Source organism: Methanomassiliicoccales archaeon, assembly GCA_036504055.1.
Lineage (GTDB): Archaea > Thermoplasmatota > Thermoplasmata > Methanomassiliicoccales > UBA472 > DASXVU01.
In genome coordinates this window covers 74,635-92,581 of record DASXVU010000004.1, presented here as the reverse complement: position 1 = coordinate 92,581, position 17,947 = coordinate 74,635, and the positions used below count along the sequence as shown (strand labels likewise).

19 protein-coding genes are annotated in these 17,947 nt (G+C 55.9%); 14 read left to right on the top strand and 5 right to left on the bottom strand.

Annotated elements, in window-relative coordinates; all coding sequences use genetic code 11:
- The 4 genes from VGK23_01320 to VGK23_01305 all read left to right on the top strand — a co-directional run.
- A partial coding sequence (locus tag VGK23_01320; GenBank protein HEY3419177.1) for a helix-turn-helix domain-containing protein occupies positions 1-218 on the top strand: 218 nt, incomplete at its 5' end.
- Between the two features lie 429 nt (positions 219-647).
- Positions 648-1,256, top strand: a complete 609-nt coding sequence (locus VGK23_01315) for a MarC family protein (GenBank protein ID HEY3419176.1) — start codon at positions 648-650, stop codon at positions 1,254-1,256.
- A gap of 140 nt (positions 1,257-1,396) precedes the next feature.
- Positions 1,397-1,606 carry a hypothetical protein gene (locus VGK23_01310; GenBank protein HEY3419175.1) on the top strand — a complete coding sequence of 70 codons (210 nt, stop codon included), beginning with the start codon at positions 1,397-1,399 and terminating at the stop codon, positions 1,604-1,606.
- 162 nt (positions 1,607-1,768) lie between these two features.
- Positions 1,769-2,035: a hypothetical protein gene (locus VGK23_01305; GenBank protein HEY3419174.1), complete on the top strand. Its 267-nt coding sequence runs from the start codon at positions 1,769-1,771 to the stop codon at positions 2,033-2,035.
- 14 nt (positions 2,036-2,049) lie between these two features.
- On the opposite strand, the gene VGK23_01300 is transcribed toward VGK23_01305, so the two are convergent.
- Positions 2,050-2,463 carry a DUF4418 family protein gene (locus VGK23_01300; GenBank protein HEY3419173.1) on the bottom strand — a complete coding sequence of 138 codons (414 nt, stop codon included), beginning with the start codon at positions 2,461-2,463 and terminating at the stop codon, positions 2,050-2,052.
- Positions 2,464-2,680: 217 nt separating this feature from the next.
- Positions 2,681-4,936, bottom strand: a complete 2,256-nt coding sequence (locus VGK23_01295) for a methyl-accepting chemotaxis protein (protein HEY3419172.1) — start codon at positions 4,934-4,936, stop codon at positions 2,681-2,683.
- 426 nt (positions 4,937-5,362) lie between these two features.
- On the opposite strand from VGK23_01295, the gene VGK23_01290 reads away from it, so the two are divergent.
- From VGK23_01290 to VGK23_01260, 7 genes are all read left to right on the top strand, one after another.
- On the top strand, positions 5,363-6,058 hold the full coding sequence (locus VGK23_01290; protein ID HEY3419171.1) for a hypothetical protein: 696 nt from the start codon (positions 5,363-5,365) through the stop codon (positions 6,056-6,058).
- A gap of 25 nt (positions 6,059-6,083) precedes the next feature.
- The gene (locus VGK23_01285) at positions 6,084-6,419 is read left to right on the top strand and encodes a hypothetical protein (protein HEY3419170.1); all 336 of its coding nucleotides are present in this window, start codon (positions 6,084-6,086) and stop codon (positions 6,417-6,419) included.
- A 256-nt stretch (positions 6,420-6,675) separates the two neighbouring features.
- Complete coding sequence (locus tag VGK23_01280; protein ID HEY3419169.1) at positions 6,676-8,973, top strand: ATP-binding protein; 2,298 nt, start codon at positions 6,676-6,678, stop codon at positions 8,971-8,973.
- Positions 8,974-9,038: 65 nt separating this feature from the next.
- Positions 9,039-10,286 (top strand): histidinol dehydrogenase, encoded by a 1,248-nt coding sequence (hisD, locus tag VGK23_01275; protein ID HEY3419168.1) that lies wholly within the window; start codon positions 9,039-9,041, stop codon positions 10,284-10,286.
- A gap of 127 nt (positions 10,287-10,413) precedes the next feature.
- A complete protein-coding gene (locus VGK23_01270; GenBank protein ID HEY3419167.1) occupies positions 10,414-11,220 on the top strand; it encodes a sugar phosphate isomerase/epimerase family protein in 807 nt (268 codons plus the stop codon).
- An 83-nt stretch (positions 11,221-11,303) separates the two neighbouring features.
- Positions 11,304-12,155: a PAS domain S-box protein gene (locus tag VGK23_01265; protein ID HEY3419166.1), complete on the top strand. Its 852-nt coding sequence runs from the start codon at positions 11,304-11,306 to the stop codon at positions 12,153-12,155.
- Between the two features lie 102 nt (positions 12,156-12,257).
- The gene (locus VGK23_01260; GenBank protein ID HEY3419165.1) at positions 12,258-12,719 is read left to right on the top strand and encodes a response regulator; all 462 of its coding nucleotides are present in this window, start codon (positions 12,258-12,260) and stop codon (positions 12,717-12,719) included.
- Here VGK23_01260 and VGK23_01255 read toward each other — a convergent pair.
- From VGK23_01255 to VGK23_01245, 3 genes are all read right to left on the bottom strand, one after another.
- Positions 12,716-13,369, bottom strand: a complete 654-nt coding sequence (locus VGK23_01255) for a DUF47 family protein (protein HEY3419164.1) — start codon at positions 13,367-13,369, stop codon at positions 12,716-12,718. The two genes, VGK23_01260 and VGK23_01255, sit on opposite strands and share 4 nt — an antisense overlap.
- A 9-nt stretch (positions 13,370-13,378) precedes the next feature.
- Entirely contained in the window at positions 13,379-14,416 is a 1,038-nt protein-coding gene (locus tag VGK23_01250; protein HEY3419163.1) for an inorganic phosphate transporter, read from the bottom strand.
- Positions 14,417-14,674: 258 nt separating this feature from the next.
- Positions 14,675-14,821 (bottom strand): hypothetical protein, encoded by a 147-nt coding sequence (locus VGK23_01245; protein HEY3419162.1) that lies wholly within the window; start codon positions 14,819-14,821, stop codon positions 14,675-14,677.
- Between the two features lie 101 nt (positions 14,822-14,922).
- On the opposite strand from VGK23_01245, the gene VGK23_01240 reads away from it, so the two are divergent.
- The 3 genes from VGK23_01240 (at position 14,923) to thiE (ending at position 17,880) form a co-directional block, all read left to right on the top strand.
- On the top strand, positions 14,923-16,275 hold the full coding sequence (locus VGK23_01240) for an ammonium transporter (GenBank protein ID HEY3419161.1): 1,353 nt from the start codon (positions 14,923-14,925) through the stop codon (positions 16,273-16,275).
- Between the two features lie 177 nt (positions 16,276-16,452).
- On the top strand, positions 16,453-17,253 hold the full coding sequence (gene thiM / locus VGK23_01235) for a hydroxyethylthiazole kinase (protein ID HEY3419160.1): 801 nt from the start codon (positions 16,453-16,455) through the stop codon (positions 17,251-17,253).
- Positions 17,254-17,880 carry a thiamine phosphate synthase gene (gene thiE, locus VGK23_01230; GenBank protein ID HEY3419159.1) on the top strand — a complete coding sequence of 209 codons (627 nt, stop codon included), beginning with the start codon at positions 17,254-17,256 and terminating at the stop codon, positions 17,878-17,880.
- Positions 17,881-17,947 lie beyond the last annotated feature (67 nt).

Genomic DNA, 17,947 nt, shown 5'->3' with positions numbered 1-17,947 from the left:
AAGGACTAAGCGACCCTGCTGAGAAGGTATTCAAGGCTATGATCCATGCTGGTCTGGTCTCTGAGGACAAGATGAAAGATGCCCAAGGGATCACCAACATGTCGAAGATTCCGAAAGCACATTGTATGAACGCCCTGCAAGAACTGGAGAAGAAGGGCTACGTCAAACGTAAATCCAGGGACAAGTCGGCCGGCTATTACGTCTGCAAGACGAGCTGAATTTCTTTCGTAGTGCTCAGGCCTGACCGGATAGGCAATGCCCTCCGGCGGTCTTCATATTCCTCATTTTGCCAGAAATGTCACATGGGCCAGCACGATCTCAATACATGGGAGCGTTCACCGTTATCGCCAGCCAAGCCCAAGCTTTCCAGTTGAAATCAAAATCCTGCATCTTGATCGGCTGACATCGAAAATCCTCCGAAAGGCCAAGCAGGATCCGATCAGGCACAGAATAGCGTCCGGCAACCGGATACGCCTCAAAATAAGCTTAAGAGATAGCTCCAGGCATTATGGTATTCCAGACCATTTGATAGACATCTCCCATGCTCATACCCTGCCTTTCTTTCGTCACCCGGGAACCCCATGGACTTTCTGTTTACTTGACGGGGCTCAAAAAGCATTATATGGCCCCTCAGAATCTATGGACTGATGGACTTAAATGGGTTGATCTACGCGGCCACGCTGCTGTTCTTCATATTCGACCCATTCGCGAGCATCCCCATATTTATCTGTATGACCAAGGACCTGGATGATAACCAGAAGACAACTTCCGCCAACCGGGCGGTCCTGGTGGCTGCACTTCTGTTCGCGATCTTCGCCATCCTTGGCACCAACCTACTGGCCGTGTTCAGTGTCACCTTGGACGGGTTCCGCATCGCAGGCGGCATCGTTCTGCTGCTTATGGCGATCGAGATCATCTTCAGTCTCAGCCTCACAAAGAACCAGGACGCCGATGTCGCCTGGGTCATCATCGCCACTCCGATCCTGACCGGGCCGGGCGTCATCACAACGGCGATATTGCTGGTCGCGAGATTTGATCTGTTGACCACTCTGATCGCGGGTGTCTTCTCCCTGATCATTACCTGGGTTCTCCTGAGGAACGCCGCATCGATCATCAAGATAATCGGCAACCAGGCGATCGAAATATTCTCAAAGATAATCGGCCTGCTTCTGGCTGCCATGGCGGTGGAGTTCATAATGAGGGGTGCTATCGACTATGTCCATCACGCGGCAGTGATCATCGTTCCGATACTATGATCTGATACTTTCCGGGATCATGAATGCAATATCCTTACTCTTGTTCTGCTAGCCCGATATTTCACTTTATCGGATAGGAAATCCGTGGCAAGGCCACAAAAAATTATAAACCGACATTCCCTAGGATCGAAGGTGGGAATATGAAGTGTCCAAAGTGTGGTTGGGAAGGGGAGGAATCTGAACTTGTCGAGGAACCATCGGAGCTGAGGCCCAATGACAAGTTCGGTTCGGCGATATTCATAATGGCGGCCAAGAGGAGCACGTTCGTGTGCCCTTCATGCAGAACACCGCTCTTGGAAAAGAAGTTCATGTATGGTGGAGAGGTAGAATCCAAGGACCTGAAGGATTAACTGTCCTCCTCCGATCGTAAAGTGTGCGGATGGCCGTTCTGATCACGGCAAAAACGTCATTTGGAACGGCCGCAGGGCCTTTCCTTCTTCGCGTCCGTGCGAACCGGGAAACGATATCATTTTAACTCGCCCGAGACCAAGTCATGTACTGGAGATTAGCTGATGACGGAGAAGAAGGAGTGCCATCGTTGCGGAGACCAGCTGGAGTTCCCGATCAACGAGACCGCAACGCTGAGCGTTGGCGGAAAGGATGTGGGGATATCATGCCTGGACGATGTGATGAACGAGGTCCTGTCGTTGAACATTGATAACGATGCGGAGATCAAGGACCAGCTGCTGAACCGGGTGAAGGAACGTGACTACGTTCCGCCGATGGCGGAGAAGGAGTATTCAGAAGCGCTCCTGACCGAGTACAAGAAGCGCATCTGAATTGGATTCCTCGTTCATTTTTGTCTCATCAGCACCAGACCGGCACCCACGGCAATGGTGGCCAGGCCAGACAATATGAGGGTAGGCTCGGTGGTGGTCCGGCAAGAGTGGGAGGCTACCGCACACATCCCCGTCAGATATGTCGGAAACGCAATGGCCAATGCACCAAGGGCTCCAGCGAACGCGCCGACAGCCCTCCTCGGATTGACGTTCTTTACGAACATCAGCGCGGCCCCGCTGAAAACGATCATTGATCCAACTCCGAGTTCCCCCCTCGCAGTGTATCCGCAAGGCATGGGTAACAGCTTGCCGCTGGTGGTCTGGACCCACATGTTCTGCAGCTCGCAGACAGGAGCGAAGGTCCAGGGAGCGGCAGCCACGATTGCACCTAGAACTATCAGAATCCCGGCAGCCCAATATAGTCTCATAATGCAACTATCTGACCATCGATTATTAATATCATACGAAACAGACTCAATTATTAAATTGATTTAAAAGAGGTTTCTGGCGAATGCCTGGCACAAGGACCCGAAGCATCGTATCCCAACCGGCCCCACGGGGCGGATAGGATAAGGCTCGGTCAAATCATCAGACCTCGCTTATGCGCTCGATCACGAGCTTGATCCCGGTATCGCCCGACCGATTTCACGCCCTTCCTTTCTGGGCCCCCACTCCTTTTCTGTCCAGTGCCTTCCTGACATTCTCCGGCACCTTGACCGCAGGCTGATCTCTAGGCCGATCTGACGCCTTGGGTCGGGCGGCCGGTCTTGCCACGGTCTTCTCTTCGATGATGAACTGAGATATGGACCGTTCCATGTTCGTCGCCATCTCTGACAACGATTGCGCCCGGGCGGTGAGATCCTCCATGCTGGCCGTCAGTTCCTGTGTGGATGCGGCCGATTCCTCGCTGGCCGATGCGGTCTCCTCCGATATGCTGGAGATTCCGTCCACAGCCTTTGCGGCGCTGAGGGCGTCCTGACTTTGGCTGACCATCTGCTTGGTGAGCTCCTCCATCGACCCAACGAACTGTTTGGTTATTTCCAGGATCTCCTTGAACGCCTTACCGGTGAGTCCCACTTGGCTCATGCCCTCGGCGGTCTCGGCGGTACCCCGTTTCATCGCCTCGACGGCCTTGGATGTGTCGTTCTGAACCTCACGGATCATCTTGGCAATGCGCTCAGCGGCCTCGCGGGAGTCCTCGGCAAGGTTCTTCACCTCTTCGGCAACGACCGCGAATCCTCGTCCCTGGTCCCCGGCACGCGCCGCCTCAATGGCGGCGTTGAGCGCGAGCAGATTCGTCTGCTCGGAGATGTTGGTTATCACGTCAACGATCTCGCCGATCTCCTCGGACCTCTTGCCCAGCCTCTCGATCGCCCCGGCACTTTCGGAGACGACCTTCTGGATGATCTCCATCTTCTTGACCGTGCCGTCGACCGTGACCATCCCGGAGGCGGCCTTGTCGGTGGCTCCCTTGGCCAGTCCAGAGGCCATGTTGGTCTGTTTGTGTGCATCCTCCACTGACTGGGCGATCATCTTCATCGATCGGGCCGATTCATCGACCTGCAGCGATTGGTTCTGCGCACCCTTGCTGATGTGTTGAATGGCCGATGCCACCTGTTCCGTGCTGGCGTTCATCTCTTCAGCCGAGGAAGCGAGCTCTTGTGAGGTGGCGGAGACGACCTCTACCGCCTGTCGGACGTCGCCCACCAGTTCCATGAGGTTCTGGCCGACGTTGTCCAACGCCAAGGCCAGCTTATGGAAGTCCCCCTTGGTTTCCAATTCCGTCCTGGCGGTAAGGTCTCCGCTGCCGTAGGCCTCCGCCAATCGTATCGATTCCATCAGAGGGCGGCGCATGTTCTCCAGGATGGCGTTCAAACCCTCGATCTGTTTCCCGTTATAACCGATGTATTTGCTGGCATCGGCCCTGACGCTCAGATCCCCTTCGTGCACCGCGTTGATGAGCATATCGATGTCCTTGGAGCGCATGGAAACGTTGTTGGCGACCGTGTTCACCGCCAGCCTCATCCTTTCATAGTCGCCCTTCCAGACCTCCTCGATCCGTTTGGGGGTTTCTCCCTTCGCCAGTGCATCGAACGAGTCGATGGCAAAGTCCATCTGGTGGACCATTCTGTCAAGCATGCGGTTTATACCGCCCACCTGAACGCCGTTATACCCCACATACTTGGAGATGTCGGCCCTGACGCTCAGGTGGCCTTCGTCTGCCGCGTTGATGAGCATCTCGATGTCCCTTGACCGGGCCGAGATGGTCGTTCTGACCATGTTGATGCTATCCTTCAGTTTCTTAAGGTCAGCATCCCATTCCTCAACAATCATGTCCGGGGTTGCGCCTTCGGCAAGCTTCTGAAATCCCTCATTGGCCATCCTCAATGGCTTCAGAACCGACTCCATGGAAGTGTTGAAGCTTTTTGCCACCAGCTTGCAAGCGCCCTCGTACTTGTTCAGGTCGCATCGCACGGAGAGGTCTCCTCGGACGGCCGCGTTCCCGATGGCCATCGCATCCTTGACGATCTCCATCTCCATGTTCATATCCGTGAAGTGTTCAACCACTCCTTGGACGTTCCCCACGAGCGTCCTCAGAGGAACGGACACGATCTTGTAGGTGTGGTCCCGGCCCGACAAACTGAAAGAGATCTCCTCTGTCACCGTCTCTCCTTTTCTCAGAGATCTTTCGGCCATGCAGTCCTTCTTGTTGCACAACGGTCCCATGACGTCCCTGCACTTACGTCCCATGACCTGTTCTTCGGTCTTCCCCACAAGCTTGAGGGCCGCAGGGTTCATGAGGACGATGGCAAAGGAAGGGTCGAGTTGTATGACGGGGACAGGAAGGTTCCGGATCAGGTCTTCCGCGTTCTCGTTGCCGAGGGTTAACGGGCTTCCCACTTCAATTCCCGCACTCGACTCCATCAGGCGTCACTCCCGATAGACCGGAAATCGTTCTTCAGTACTATGGCTCTAACTTGCGCTAATCCATCGCTCATGTTCTTCTCCAACCTGTCCATTGTCTGGACACTTTATCCCAGGGCCATTTCTCCTTGATTCTGACCCTAAAGTTCGTTTCCCTGCGAACTTCGAAAGGTGGTTGTGCTTTTTGGGGTATATAATGATAAAAGTTTCCTGTATCACAAATGATAAGCTACTATGACGGATGTCGATATTTTCGGCCTGTTAATCGTTAAACGCCCCTTGCCTTTCACATTTCGATTTCCGATTGACAGAAAATATCCCTGTCACGATTCAAAAGGCGATGTGTCAGGCGCAGACAGTGGCTAGAAAAGATTATTGACCCGCCGCTCCATGCGAAAGCCAATGTCCCGTGTAAAGGACGATCTCGAGCTTAAGGTCGATGCCGCCCACCTGAAGGCGCTCGAACTGGCCGGTCATGTGATTGAGTATGTGAACGCCTACAAGGCATTGTCCGCGCAATCGGAATATGCCGGCAGGCGGAGATTGAGGTACGCCAACCTTCTGATGGCGGTGAACGAGCTCGGGATGCTCTTGCGACTTCTCAAGGAATGCGAACGGGCGGTGACGGCCAGGGACCCCATCGTCAAAGTGGTCGATTACTATTCGAGCACAGGGATGACCAGCACTGAGGCGGTGGACGAGATCCTCCGGGAGGCAGGAAAATCGGAGACCTTGTTTCAATCGGTCAAGAAGATGCTTGGCAGGGAACCGTCCGACATCGATTTCACGCGGTTCAAGGACATCCTGTCCAGAAGTGGAAAGGACATCCCCGGTCTGGCAAGGGAGATGATTTTCTTCGATATCGACGACCCCGGGGTCGAGGACAGGATACCGGAGGAGGAATTGATGGACATGTTGTTGATGGCGGTCGAGATGAACGCTCGAGGCGCCGCCGACTTCCTCAGCGAGTGGGCCAGGGCCAAAGAGCTTGGTCCAGCCTTCAGGTTCAAGCTGGTGGCACCGACCCAGACGAATGCCGGGATGAAGGACCGCCGGTACTATGTCAAGGAACCCATCCTATTCGAGGGCGAGAAGTAATGGGGCAACGAAAGAAGGCTTGTTTATGAGTTATGAGAGCTACGAGATAGACCTGAACGCAAAATGCGTCTGCGGCTGTATGGAGGGCAACAGATTGCACAAGATATACCGATTCCCCAACAACTACGGCGCGTCGGTCGTTTCCGGACCGAAACAAAAGATAGCGGGCATGGGCAACTTCAGGTTGTACGTTCTTCGGTTCGAGTCCTCTCCGCCTGATAACTGCTGGGAGCTCGCCAAGGACACGCCGGTCACCGACGACGTGGTCGAGTGCGCTGACTGGGTCGGGGTGGAGGAAATTCTTTCCAGGGTCTATGCGCTTCCTATTTCCCCAGTGGGCGATGGGTGCTCTTGCCATTGAATTATATTCCTTTTGAGCTCTCGATCGCTATCTGCTCCCATCGGTCCGCTTCATATGCTCATTTCTTCCACAGCCGATGATAGAATGACCGGCCTATCAAGGAATATCTGAATTGGTCCAGAACGGCAGTATCCATCCATATCCCTGTTTTTGACCCGGTCAATATCGACGTAACACCGAGTCCATGGCCGGACCCTCTTGAATTGATAAATAGTCCATAACTATTCTCAATCCATTCGGTGAACGAGGTGGGAATATGGTGGCCATTACTAGATCGCAGGAGCGATTGAAGATCGTCGGCTTAGTACCAGTCGCAATCATAGCCGTCTTGGCCGGGCTCTTGGCATTGGTCGGTTTCAGAGGACCGATATTCGACCCTCCATATCTGGCATTGATCCTGCAGTTCATTTTCGTATTCATGGTAAGCATTTTACTTGCCATCGTCTCAGCAAGGGCCTACTTGATGTCCGGCTCGCTCAATACGTTGCTCGTCGGCATCGCGCCAATGGTCAGCGGTTCTTTACTGATGCTCGCCCAATGGGCCGTCACACCTTCCTTAGGTTCAAACATAGACCCCAATGAGGCGGTCACCATGGGCAACCTGGGCATCCTTTTCGCCTCATTCCTTTTGTTCATAGGGGCCATTCTGCTATTGATACCCAAAGAAAGGAATTGGTCCGGCGCCTCTCGAAGGTTCATCCTCTTGGGATCATACTCAGCAGCATTTGTCTTGATCATTGTTGTGATCATGGCATCGATTGCCAACCTCTTCCCAGTCTTCTTCACCAGTGGTGGTTCGACCATATGGCGTCAAGCGGTATTGGCAACGTCGGCGGGACTTCTTTCGGTAAGCTGCGTGCTGTTCGGTTGGACCTTTATCAGGACCAGATCACCCTTGCTGTACTGGTATTCCCTTGGTTTGGTCTCTTTCGGGGTCTCGTTGATCGGCATAATCTTCACCATAAAGATCGGGGAATCGGTCAATTGGTGCGGACGATTGGGCCTTTATCTATCCGGTATTTTCTTCATTCTCGCGGTCCTTAACCGGAGTCCAGGGGAGGGCTCCCGCTCCGGGATATCACAAAGATGGGCCGACGCATTCAAGAATGATCGTGAACAGATAGCTACCCTGTTCGCCAAAATGCTGAACGGGTTCGCTTACTGCGAGATCATCATGGACAAGATCGGTAAACCAGTGGATTTCACTTACCTCGATGTAAACCCGGCGTTCGAGCAGAACCACGGTGTGCAGAAAGAAGACGTTATCGGGAGCAAGGCAACCATGGTGCATCCTGGCATCGAGAACGATCCAACCGACCCCATCGGCAAGTTCGGCCATGTCGCCCTCACCGAAGACCCGGTAGATTTTGAAACCTACTCCATCTCTGAAAAGAAATGGTTTCACTATTCCGTCTACTCCCCTCGAAAAGGGTACTTTGTCTCCATTTCCGAGGACATCACCGAAGGCAAGAAAGCGGAGGAAAAGCTCAGGAATAGCGAAAAGATGTACCGTAGCATCGGCGAATTGATTCCATACGGTGTCTGGACAGCCAACGCTCAAGGCGAAACGACATTCATAAGTCGATCATTCTGCGAGATGGTCGGGAAGAACGAGGAGTCCCTGCTCAAGTTAGGCTGGCTCGATACCCTTGATCCTGAAACGGTGGAGAAGACCACGGCCGCCTGGACCAAGACCATTCAGTCCGGAGATTTCTGGAACTATACGCATCACATCAGGGGGAAGGACGGTCAATACCGATATGTCCTTTCCAGAGGTGCCCCTATCCGGGACGATGATGGGACGATCCTCGGCTGGGTCGGGGTGAACATCAACATAACCGAGCAGAAGATCATCGAGGAGAACCTGACCCGTTCCAATGCTGAACTGCAACAATTCGCCTATCTGTCCTCGCACGACCTGCAGGAGCCGTTGCGCATGGTGGTCAGCTACCTTTCTTTGCTGGAGAGGAAGTACAAGGACCAATTGGATCCGAAGGCCCAAGAATACATCGGTAATGCCCTGGAGGGCGGGGCAAGAATGCGCCAATTGATCGATGATCTGTTGGAATACTCGAGGGTCGATACCAAAGGGAAAGAGTTCACGGTGGTCGACATGGGCGAGGTGCTGGAAGACACCATAAAGGTACTGAAGGTGCCCATCGACGAGAGCAAGGCGGACATCTTCGTGGGTCCTTTGCCGGACATAAGGGCGGATGGAACGCAGATGCGACAGGTGATGCAGAACCTGGTCGCGAACGCCATTAAGTTCCGTGGGCCGGATAGGCCGATGGTCCACATCACCGCCAACCAGGGGGAGAGGGAATGGACCTTCTCGGTCAAGGATAACGGGATCGGACTGAACGTCGAGTACTCGGACCGGATCTTCCAGATGTTCCAGAGGCTGCACACCAAAGACAAGTATCCGGGCACCGGGGTCGGGTTGGCCATCGCCAAGAAGATCGTGGAAAGGCACGGAGGGCGCATCTGGGTGGAATCAGAGGAAGGGAAGGGGGCCACATTCCATTTCACCATCCCGCGCGAGGGGCGTAAATAGATCATCATTGGGCCCAGAACCCACTTTCCAAAACCTAGATTTACCAGTCCAGATATCTCCCTTTCATGTGGCAGGCGCTCGAGCAGGGTCAGTGGATGGAGAAGCGGAAGGCAGGTCTCGAGGACGTACGTCCGGCGGTCACCGGAATCATCGAAGAGGTGAGCAGGAACGGGGACCGGGCGCTGATCGCCTATACCGAAAAGTTCGATAGGATCAAGCTTGACCGGGTTTCGGTGGACAAGGACGAGATCAAGGCCGCCTATGCCAAGGTCGATGAGAATCTGGTCGAAATGGTCCGCCGCGCGGCCGCCAACATACGGCGCTTCCACGAGCTTCAGAAGCCGAACGACATGTGGCTGAAAGAGGTGGAGCCGGGCGTCATATTGGGTGTCAAGACCACGCCTTTGGACCGGATCGGCGCATACGTTCCGGGAGGAAGGGCGTCGTATCCGAGCACGGCCCTCATGTGCGCCATACCGGCAAAGGTGGCTGGTGTGAGAAGCATCATTGCCTGCACACCCGCGCCGGTCAACCCCCTTACCCTGGTGGCGATGGACATCGCCGGTGTGGATGAGATCTACCAGATCGGCGGGGCTCAGGCCATAGCTGCGATGGCCATCGGGACGGAGAGCATCGCGCCGGTGCAGAAGATCGTGGGTCCGGGAAATGTCTATGTCACCGCGGCCAAGATGCTTCTGCGCGACAAGGCCGAGATGGACTTTCCCGCCGGTCCCAGCGAAGTTGCCATCATCGCCGACGATTCTGCCGATCCGCGGTTCGTGGCTGCGGACGTCATGGCCCAGGCCGAGCACGACCCCAACGCCGCCTGCATCCTGGTGACCGTCTCCGAAAGATTGGCACAGTCAGTAGGCAAAGAGATCGATATGATGCTGCCCAAGGCGGAGAGAAAGTCCATCATAGAAAGGTCCCTGGGCAACGCTGGTTATGTGGTCACCGATTCCATGGAAAGGGCTGTGGCGATCATCAATGAGATCGCCCCGGAACACCTGTCCATCCAGGTCAGGGACCAGATGGGCGTGCTTTCCGCGATCCGCAATGCCGGGTCCATATTCATCGGGCCTTACACTGCCGTCGCATGCGGCGACTATGCGTCTGGCACCAACCACGTCCTGCCCACCGCCGGATACGCCAAGCTCTATTCCGGGCTGAACGTGGCCATGTTCTGCAAGACCTCCACCGTCCAGATCATCGACCGGAACGGGTTGGAAAGTCTGGGGGACGTTGTCGAGGGCCTCGCCACGGCGGAAGGGCTGCATGCGCATGCCAGATCCGTCCGGATCCGAAGGGAATGAGCCCTATTTTCCCAGGGCCGGGTCGAAAGGAGACCCGACGTCCCATGATTCCGATTGAGTATGAATGGAATTAAAAGGCGTCAGTTTGTCACCCATTTTTTAATACAAGCTCTCAAATCATAGGCCCGTGTCTGAAAAAAAGGGGCTGCCCCTGGGCATGCCGGCGCTGATAGAGTATTCGAGCCTGGAAGAGAACGTGGCACTGTGCACGCGCCTGGGATTCGACTTCATCGAGCTGAACATGAACATGCCCTACAGCTTTCCGGAGAACCTTCCGCCGGGAAGGGTCAGGGAGGCGGCGGAGACCTACGGTATCGAGTTCACCATGCACGCCCATGACGAGGTCGATCTGGCCTCGTTCCATGACACCGTAAGGAAAGGTCATGTCCAAAGATGCGCGGAAGCGTTGGACTGGTGCGCCGAATCCGGGGCCAAGCTGCTCAACATACATATCAACCGCGGGGTCTATTTCACCCTTCCTGACCACCAGGTCTGGATCTATGACCAGTATCGGGACCGTTTCAAGGAATTGCTGGTCGAATCGATGGGTAACCTCATAGACCTTGGCAGATCGAAGGGCGTGATGGTCTGCACCGAGAACTCCAGCAATTTCCAGCTGCCTTTCGTCACCGATGCTTTAGAGGAACTCTCCAAGCTCGATGGTTTCAAGATCACCTGGGACACAGGTCATGACGCCAAGGTGGCCTATGCGGAGAGACCGGTGCTGATGAGGCACAAGGACCGCATCGCCCATATGCATCTCCATGATTATGATGGCAAGAGCGACCATCAGGTCTTGATGACCGGTGAGATCGATATCCCGGCCATGCTCCGATTTGCCCGGGAAAGGAAGGCCCGGGTGTTGGTGGAGACCAAGACCGCCCTTTCCTTGGAACAATCCATGGAACGGTTGAGGCAGGCACAGCTGATCTGAGCGCGAATCGATCAGCCGGACATGCGATCAAAGGTTGAAAAGGTTATAATCCATGAAACCCCTTTGACGCCAGGGATTGCTTCATGGGTTCCATTCGTGCTCTGATCATAGAGGATAACCCGGGTGACGTGCGGCTGATCAGGGCACAACTGGCCGATCAGACCATAACTACTGTGACATTTGCCCGGGCTGAAAGGTTGGCCGAAGGTCTGAACATGCTCTCCAACGAACGATTTGACGTCGTTCTGCTCGACCTCAACCTGCCGGACAGCGGCGGGCTGGACACGGTTCGGACATTCCTCTCCAAGAACAACTCGGTCCCGGTGATCGTGCTTACCGGACTGGACGATGAGACCACCGGCCTCAACGCCATCCAAGTGGGCGCGCAGGACTATCTGGTCAAGGGAAGGACCGACGGAGCGCTGCTGGCACGCACAATGCGGTATGCCATCGAACGGAAGAAGGCGGAAGAGGAGCTGAGGAAGAGCGAGGAAAAATACCGCCATCTGGTGGAAACCGCTTACGAAGGGATCTGGCTCATGGACGAACGCTCCGTCACCGTCTTTGTGAACAACAAGATGGCGGAGATGCTTGGGTATGCCCCGGAGGAGATGATCGGCAAGGGCATGATATCCTTCACCGATTCCGAGTGGCGGAAGCTGAAACAGGACAAGGGTCTGGAATACAATCCCGATCCTGCCATCGTCAATGATTTCAAGTTCCGGAGGAAGGACGGAACCTCGCTCTGGGGCGTGGTCTCGACCCGCCGCATCCTTGACAATTCTAGAAATCACATAGGCACTCTGGCCATGATCACCGACATAAGCGACCGCAAGCGCATGGAAGAGGACCTGAGGCGGGCCAAGATGGAACTGGAAAGGAAACTGAAAGGCATCCAGGCAAGCGACGATGATGCCGTAAAGGCTTCCAAGTGATCAAGTCATGTCTGTACGCTCGATGATCAGGACAAGAACGGTTCCCTTCCATCGAAGATCTTCTGGCGGCGACCGGGGACGGAGCGATGGGGGCTACGCCCCATGATCAGCAACCGGGTCGACACGGCGCGGCCCATCGAGCTGTTCCTGGTGGAGGACAACCCGGGAGACATCCGGCTGGCAAAGGAGATGTTCAAGGAGGCCAACCTCAAGCTCAACCTCACCGTGGCGGAGGATGGGGTGCAGGCCATGGATTATCTCAAGAAGGTATGCAGCGACCCCAGAATGGCCAAGCCGGAACTCATCATCCTAGACCTGAACCTGCCCAAGAAGGACGGCAGAGAGGTCCTGGCGGAGATAAAGTCCAGCGAACAGCTGAAGCGCATCCCGGTCATCATCCTCACCAGTTCGACATCGGCGGAGGATGTGAACAAGGCATACGGCGAGCACGCCAACTGCTACATCGCCAAACCGGTGGACCTGGATGAATTCGTCAGGATCATCAAGATCATCGAGGAGTTCTGGTTCAACACGGTGATCCTGCCAAGCCGCAGCCGGACCTAGGACAGCCCGACGATTATGCGGTGCAGCACGTCCACCGTTATGCTCATGTTACGCCCGGCGTCCTTGAGATGATGATAGATCTCCCGCTTCTTCATGGCCACGATGGCGTCGTCGTTGGCGAACACCAGGGCCATGTTCCTGACATAGGTCTTTTCGATGTCGTGCTCGTACTCGCGCAGCCGGCGGATGAGGTTGGATGCCTCCATCGGATTGTCCTTCAGCAGGAAGACGCATCGGCTGACCAGCTCCGACCCGTTGAGCAGTGATCGGGCCATGCTCATGGTAGCCTCGTCCGGCTTGACCCCGAAGGCCCTCATCTCATAGGCGGTCGATAACGAGTAGTTCAGGATGTGGTCCATCTGCCTTGATATCGTGTAGATGTCCTGCCGGTCGAAGGGTGTGGAGAAGGATTCCTGGAGCTGATGCTCCATTTCCAATCGTAATTGGTCTCCCTTGTCCTCTTCCTTCACCAGGTCTATCGGATCGGAATTGGCACCGGACTCCAGCCAGGCGATCAAGGTCTTGACCCCCACCGCGGTCTGGTCCGCTTGCCGGCCGAGCATTCCATAGAAATCGTGGTCGGTGGGAAACATGAAATTCAGAACCCCCCGCCTTTTGCCCTTGTTCAACCTTTCCGTCGGATCGTCCATGCCATCCCCTCAGATGTTCAAACCGCCTTTCAATATGATATAGATGAGTCCGGAAACGAATGCGGTCAGTGGCATCGTCAGGAGCCACGAGACCACCATATCCTTGCCGACCGACCACTGCACCATCCTGGCGTTGTCCGCCGCCCCCACCCCGATGATGCTCGAGGCGACCGCGTGGGTGGACGAGACCGGAGCACCGACAGCGGTGGAAAGCAAGATGGCCGATGTAGATGCTACCTGCGAGTCGAAGCTGTGTATCGGTCGGATGCGGAAGATGCCGCGCCCCAACGTCCTCATGATCTTCCATCCCCCGCCCAACGTCCCTGCCGTCATGGCGATCGCACTGGCAAGCATGACCCAGAGGGGGATGTTCGTATCCGGCGCCCATCCGGCCGAGGCGATGACCAGGATCATCATTCCCATGGCCTTCTGGGCATCATTGGCGCCATGGCTGAAGGAGAGCAGGCCGGACGTGAGATATTGGGACATCATTAACGGACGGTTGATCCGCCTCTTGGCGTTGCGCAGCAGGACCTTGGTGACCTTCATGACCAGGAACCCGCCGACAAAACCGATCCCCACCGATATGAAAAGGAAGATGACCACTTTGGTTATTCCGACCATGTGACCGGAGGATATCAGCTCGTCCAACCCCCAGTTCACATTGTCCAAGCCTGATGAGGCTATCCCGGCACCGATGAGGCCTCCGACCAGCGCATGGGTCGATGAGGACGGTATCCCCCCGACCCAGGTGACTAGGTTCCAGGCCACCGCCCCTATCAGGGTCGCGAACATGACGTAGACGAGGGTGTTCCCCAAAGGTATGGAGAGCAAGCCCAGCATAGTGAGCGCTACGGCAGTACCGCCGAGCATGGCACCGGCGAATCCCCAGGCGGCCGACATGACCACAGCCCTTCTCGGCGTGGCCGCTCCGCAGGCGATCAAGGTCGCCACCGTGGAACTGGCATCATGGAACCCGTTGGTGAACGAGAAAACCAGGGCGAGCACTATCGCCGATATGGCAAACACGAAAAGGACAAGCTCCATCCAACCCAGATTGTGCTTTGCATGCTCATAATCCTGTCGTTCTCCCTGACGACTTCCATATCAGGACAGAGTAGAAACTTGACATCAGCTTGACCGTTCATCATGATGGTCTATCCACGTTGGCCCGTTGAGCATCGGTCCGGGCATGCGCATCACAAGGTGAAGGGATAGTATAGGCAGATGCCAGTTGAACAGGAACGGCAAATCCCTTGAGTACTTCCGATCGGAACATCTGATCAGCACTATGCATGAGATGTTTCACCAAGAGTTGGCTTTGCTGGTCGTCGGCTGCGACCTCCCTTTCCAGACCACTTCGGACAACATACCAGCGATGATCGACGGCATACCGAAGCATGTCTTACCGTTGTCCTTCCTGCCAAAAGCCAGTCCTATAAGATATGCCATTGACCGACCAGGACTGGCAAGCACCGGGTCTGCTTTCTTATGGCCGATACGCTGCTGGAAAGGCCACCATTCAAATACTTCGCGCTCAAGAATCGCAGAACATGAACCGACTTGGCTTGACCGCCGTCCTTATCATCGTTGTCGGGATATTTGTCGGTGGTGCAGCCGTTCTTCTTCCAGGGGCCTCATCAGGGGCGTTCGACAGCGCCTCCATAAGCGCGGGGGACACCGCCTGGGTGCTTGTCGCTGCAGCTATGGTCATGATCATGACCCCGGCGGTCGGCTTCTTCTACGGAGGTATGGTCCGCACCAAGAGCGTGGTCACCCTCATCAACGAATCCTTCGTTATCCTGGCGATCGTGAGCCTGCAGTGGATCCTGATCGGATACAGCCTGGCCTTCGGTCCCGATGTGGGTGGCGGCCTGATCGGAGGCCTCAACTACGCCGGCCTGAACGGTGTGGGGTATGCTCCCAACCCGCTCTATGCCCCTACCATACCTCAGCTGGCATACATGGTGTTCCAAGGGATGTTCGCGATCGTCACACCAGCATTGATAATTGGCGCCTTTGCGGAAAGGGTCAGGTTGAAGGCGGTGATCGTCTTCACGCTCATCTGGAGCACGCTGGTGTACGACCCCATTGCCCATTGGGTCTGGGGGGCGGGTGGCTGGGCCCACTCACTCGGTGTGCTGGACTTCGCCGGTGGAAGCGTGGTCCATGCGAGCGCCGGCTTCTCGGCGCTGGTGGCGGTCCTGGTCATTGGCCGAAGGGTCGGCATCAAGCCCCGCCAGTCGACCCCTCCGAACAACATACCATTGGTGTTGTTGGGGGCAGCCTTGCTTTGGTTTGGATGGTTCGGATTCAATGCAGGATCGGCATTGGCCGCTTCACCTTTGGCGGTGAGCGCATTCCTCGTGACCAACGTGGCGGCGGCTGCCGGTGCGTTGACCTGGTGGGTGCTCAACCGGGTACAGAACCGGAAGGCCAGTTCCATGGCGGCGGCGACCGGGGCCATCTGCGCTCTGGCGACCATAACGCCCGCCAGCGGCTTTGTGGGGCCGATATCGGCGCTGGCCATCGGGATCCTGGGCGGCCTGATCACCTATGGGGCGCTCTATTGGATCACAAATTTCACCCACGTCGATGATACCCTGGGGGTCTGGTCGGCCCACGGGGTTGGGGGACTCACGGGCATCGTCCTTACCGGACTGTTCGCTGAAGTGGCCATCAACTCTGCGGGCAACAACGGTCTCCTTTTCGGTAACGCAAACCAACTTGGCATACAGGTTTTCGTCGGCTTGGTCGTCGTGGCCTATTCGATGTTGGTCACCTACGCGATAGTCAAGGCGGTGGACCTGATCGTGGGTTTCCGTGTCACCGAGACCGAGGAGAAGATCGGCATGGACCTGACCGAGAGCGGAGAGAAGGGATATGATGAGAGTTCGACGGAATGATCCATAGCATAGTATGCCAGGGTGGAAGCGCATTCATTTCCGTGATGGATGATCGAGATCGATATGGCAAATGACCCGGTCATGGAACATAACAAGGACAGAGAGCCCTAACTTTTTTGAAATGGTTAATAATAGGTTAAAGCCCATCCCCGGAAATAGGGTATCTGAGGCAAGATCATGGATAACCAGCAGCTTTCCGAGGCATTCGTTTCGTTGAGGAACAAGCGTCCCCTAGTTCACCATATCACCAACTATGTCACTGTAAACGATTGTGCCAACATCACGCTCTGCATAGGAGGCGCCCCGGTCATGGCCGATGCCCCGCAGGAGGTCGAAGAGATGGTCTCGATGGCCGGTTCGCTGGTTCTCAACATCGGCACTCTCAACAACAACCAGGTGAAGTCGATGCTGATGGCCGGAAAGACGGCCAACGATCGCGGGATACCGATCGTGCTCGATCCGGTCGGGGCCGGGGCCACCAGGTACAGGACGGAGGCGGTGCGGATGCTGATGGACCGGTTGAACATCACCATCATAAAAGGCAACGCCGGGGAGATAGGCGTGCTGGCCGGGACCGGCGGCACCGTCCGCGGTGTCGATTCCGAAGGTCTCAACGGTGACCCGCAGGTTATAGCGAGGGAGCTGGCAAGGTCTTCCGGCAGCATCGTCATAATAAGCGGCAAGACCGACATAGTGAGCAACGGAGAATCCACCTATATGATCGATAACGGCCATGAGCTCATGGGAAAGATATCCGGGACCGGATGCATGGCCACCTCCATCGTCGCCGCCTTTGCCGCGGTTTCGCAGGACCTTACGCTGGGCTCGGTGGCGGCGCTTGCCGCATTCGGCATCGCCGGCGAGAACGCGGCCCTGAGGTCCTCAGCCCCGTCCTCGTTCAAGGTGGCGCTGCTCGACGAGACCGCGTCGTTGACCCCTGAAGCCATCACCCTAAGGTCGAGAGTGAGGTCCGATTAGATGAACTTGGGTCTTTATGTCATTACCGACGAGGGTGTGTCCCACGGCCTCAGCCATGTCGAGATAGCGAGAAAGGTCGCAGAGGGAGGGGCGGATGTCATCCAGCTGAGGGACAAGGCCCGCACCGAGAAGGACCTGATGTCGATCGCGCTGCAGATAGGCGAGATAACCCGATCTTCCGGCATCTCCTTCATCATCAACGACCGCCTGGACCTCGCCTTGGCCTGTGGGGCGGACGGCGTTCATCTGGGACAGGAGGACCTGCCATTGCCATTTGCCAGAAGGATATCGCCCAAAGGATTCATGATCGGGATGTCGGTGAAGAGCGTACAAGAGGCGCTGATAGCGGAATCTGAAGGGGCGGACTACCTCGCTCTCAGCCCCATCTTCGACACCCCTACCAAGCACGATGCAGGTCCCGGAAAAGGTCTGGAAAGGTTCAGGGAGATCAAGTCGGCGATCTCGATACCGGTGATCGCGATAGGCGGGATCAGCAAGACCAACGTCCATCAGGTCATGGAGGCGGGAGCGGACGGCGTGGCCGTTATCTCAGCAGTGGTAGGCCAGAAGGACATCTCCAGGGCGACCGCCGAGATGCGCTCGCTGATCTATGATCATAAGAAATGAGTCACCCATTTTCCCGGCTTTTGTGAGGATGTGCCATTCGAGGCCGTATCGTTTGTCTCCATATAGG

Coding starts and splice junctions, on each gene's coding strand:
- VGK23_01315 (HEY3419176.1), top strand. CDS start 648: ATGGACTTAAATGGGTTGATCTACGCGGCCACGCTGCTGTTCTTCATA.
- VGK23_01310 (HEY3419175.1), top strand. CDS start 1,397: ATGAAGTGTCCAAAGTGTGGTTGGGAAGGGGAGGAATCTGAACTTGTC.
- VGK23_01305 (HEY3419174.1), top strand. CDS start 1,769: ATGACGGAGAAGAAGGAGTGCCATCGTTGCGGAGACCAGCTGGAGTTC.
- VGK23_01300 (HEY3419173.1), bottom strand. CDS start 2,463: ATGAGACTATATTGGGCTGCCGGGATTCTGATAGTTCTAGGTGCAATC.
- VGK23_01290 (HEY3419171.1), top strand. CDS start 5,363: ATGTCCCGTGTAAAGGACGATCTCGAGCTTAAGGTCGATGCCGCCCAC.
- VGK23_01285 (HEY3419170.1), top strand. CDS start 6,084: ATGAGTTATGAGAGCTACGAGATAGACCTGAACGCAAAATGCGTCTGC.
- VGK23_01280 (HEY3419169.1), top strand. CDS start 6,676: ATGGTGGCCATTACTAGATCGCAGGAGCGATTGAAGATCGTCGGCTTA.
- hisD (HEY3419168.1), top strand. CDS start 9,039: ATGTGGCAGGCGCTCGAGCAGGGTCAGTGGATGGAGAAGCGGAAGGCA.
- VGK23_01265 (HEY3419166.1), top strand. CDS start 11,304: ATGGGTTCCATTCGTGCTCTGATCATAGAGGATAACCCGGGTGACGTG.
- VGK23_01260 (HEY3419165.1), top strand. CDS start 12,258: ATGATCAGCAACCGGGTCGACACGGCGCGGCCCATCGAGCTGTTCCTG.
- VGK23_01255 (HEY3419164.1), bottom strand. CDS start 13,369: ATGGACGATCCGACGGAAAGGTTGAACAAGGGCAAAAGGCGGGGGGTT.
- VGK23_01250 (HEY3419163.1), bottom strand. CDS start 14,416: ATGGAGCTTGTCCTTTTCGTGTTTGCCATATCGGCGATAGTGCTCGCC.
- VGK23_01245 (HEY3419162.1), bottom strand. CDS start 14,821: ATGGCATATCTTATAGGACTGGCTTTTGGCAGGAAGGACAACGGTAAG.
- VGK23_01240 (HEY3419161.1), top strand. CDS start 14,923: ATGAACCGACTTGGCTTGACCGCCGTCCTTATCATCGTTGTCGGGATA.
- thiM (HEY3419160.1), top strand. CDS start 16,453: ATGGATAACCAGCAGCTTTCCGAGGCATTCGTTTCGTTGAGGAACAAG.
- thiE (HEY3419159.1), top strand. CDS start 17,254: ATGAACTTGGGTCTTTATGTCATTACCGACGAGGGTGTGTCCCACGGC.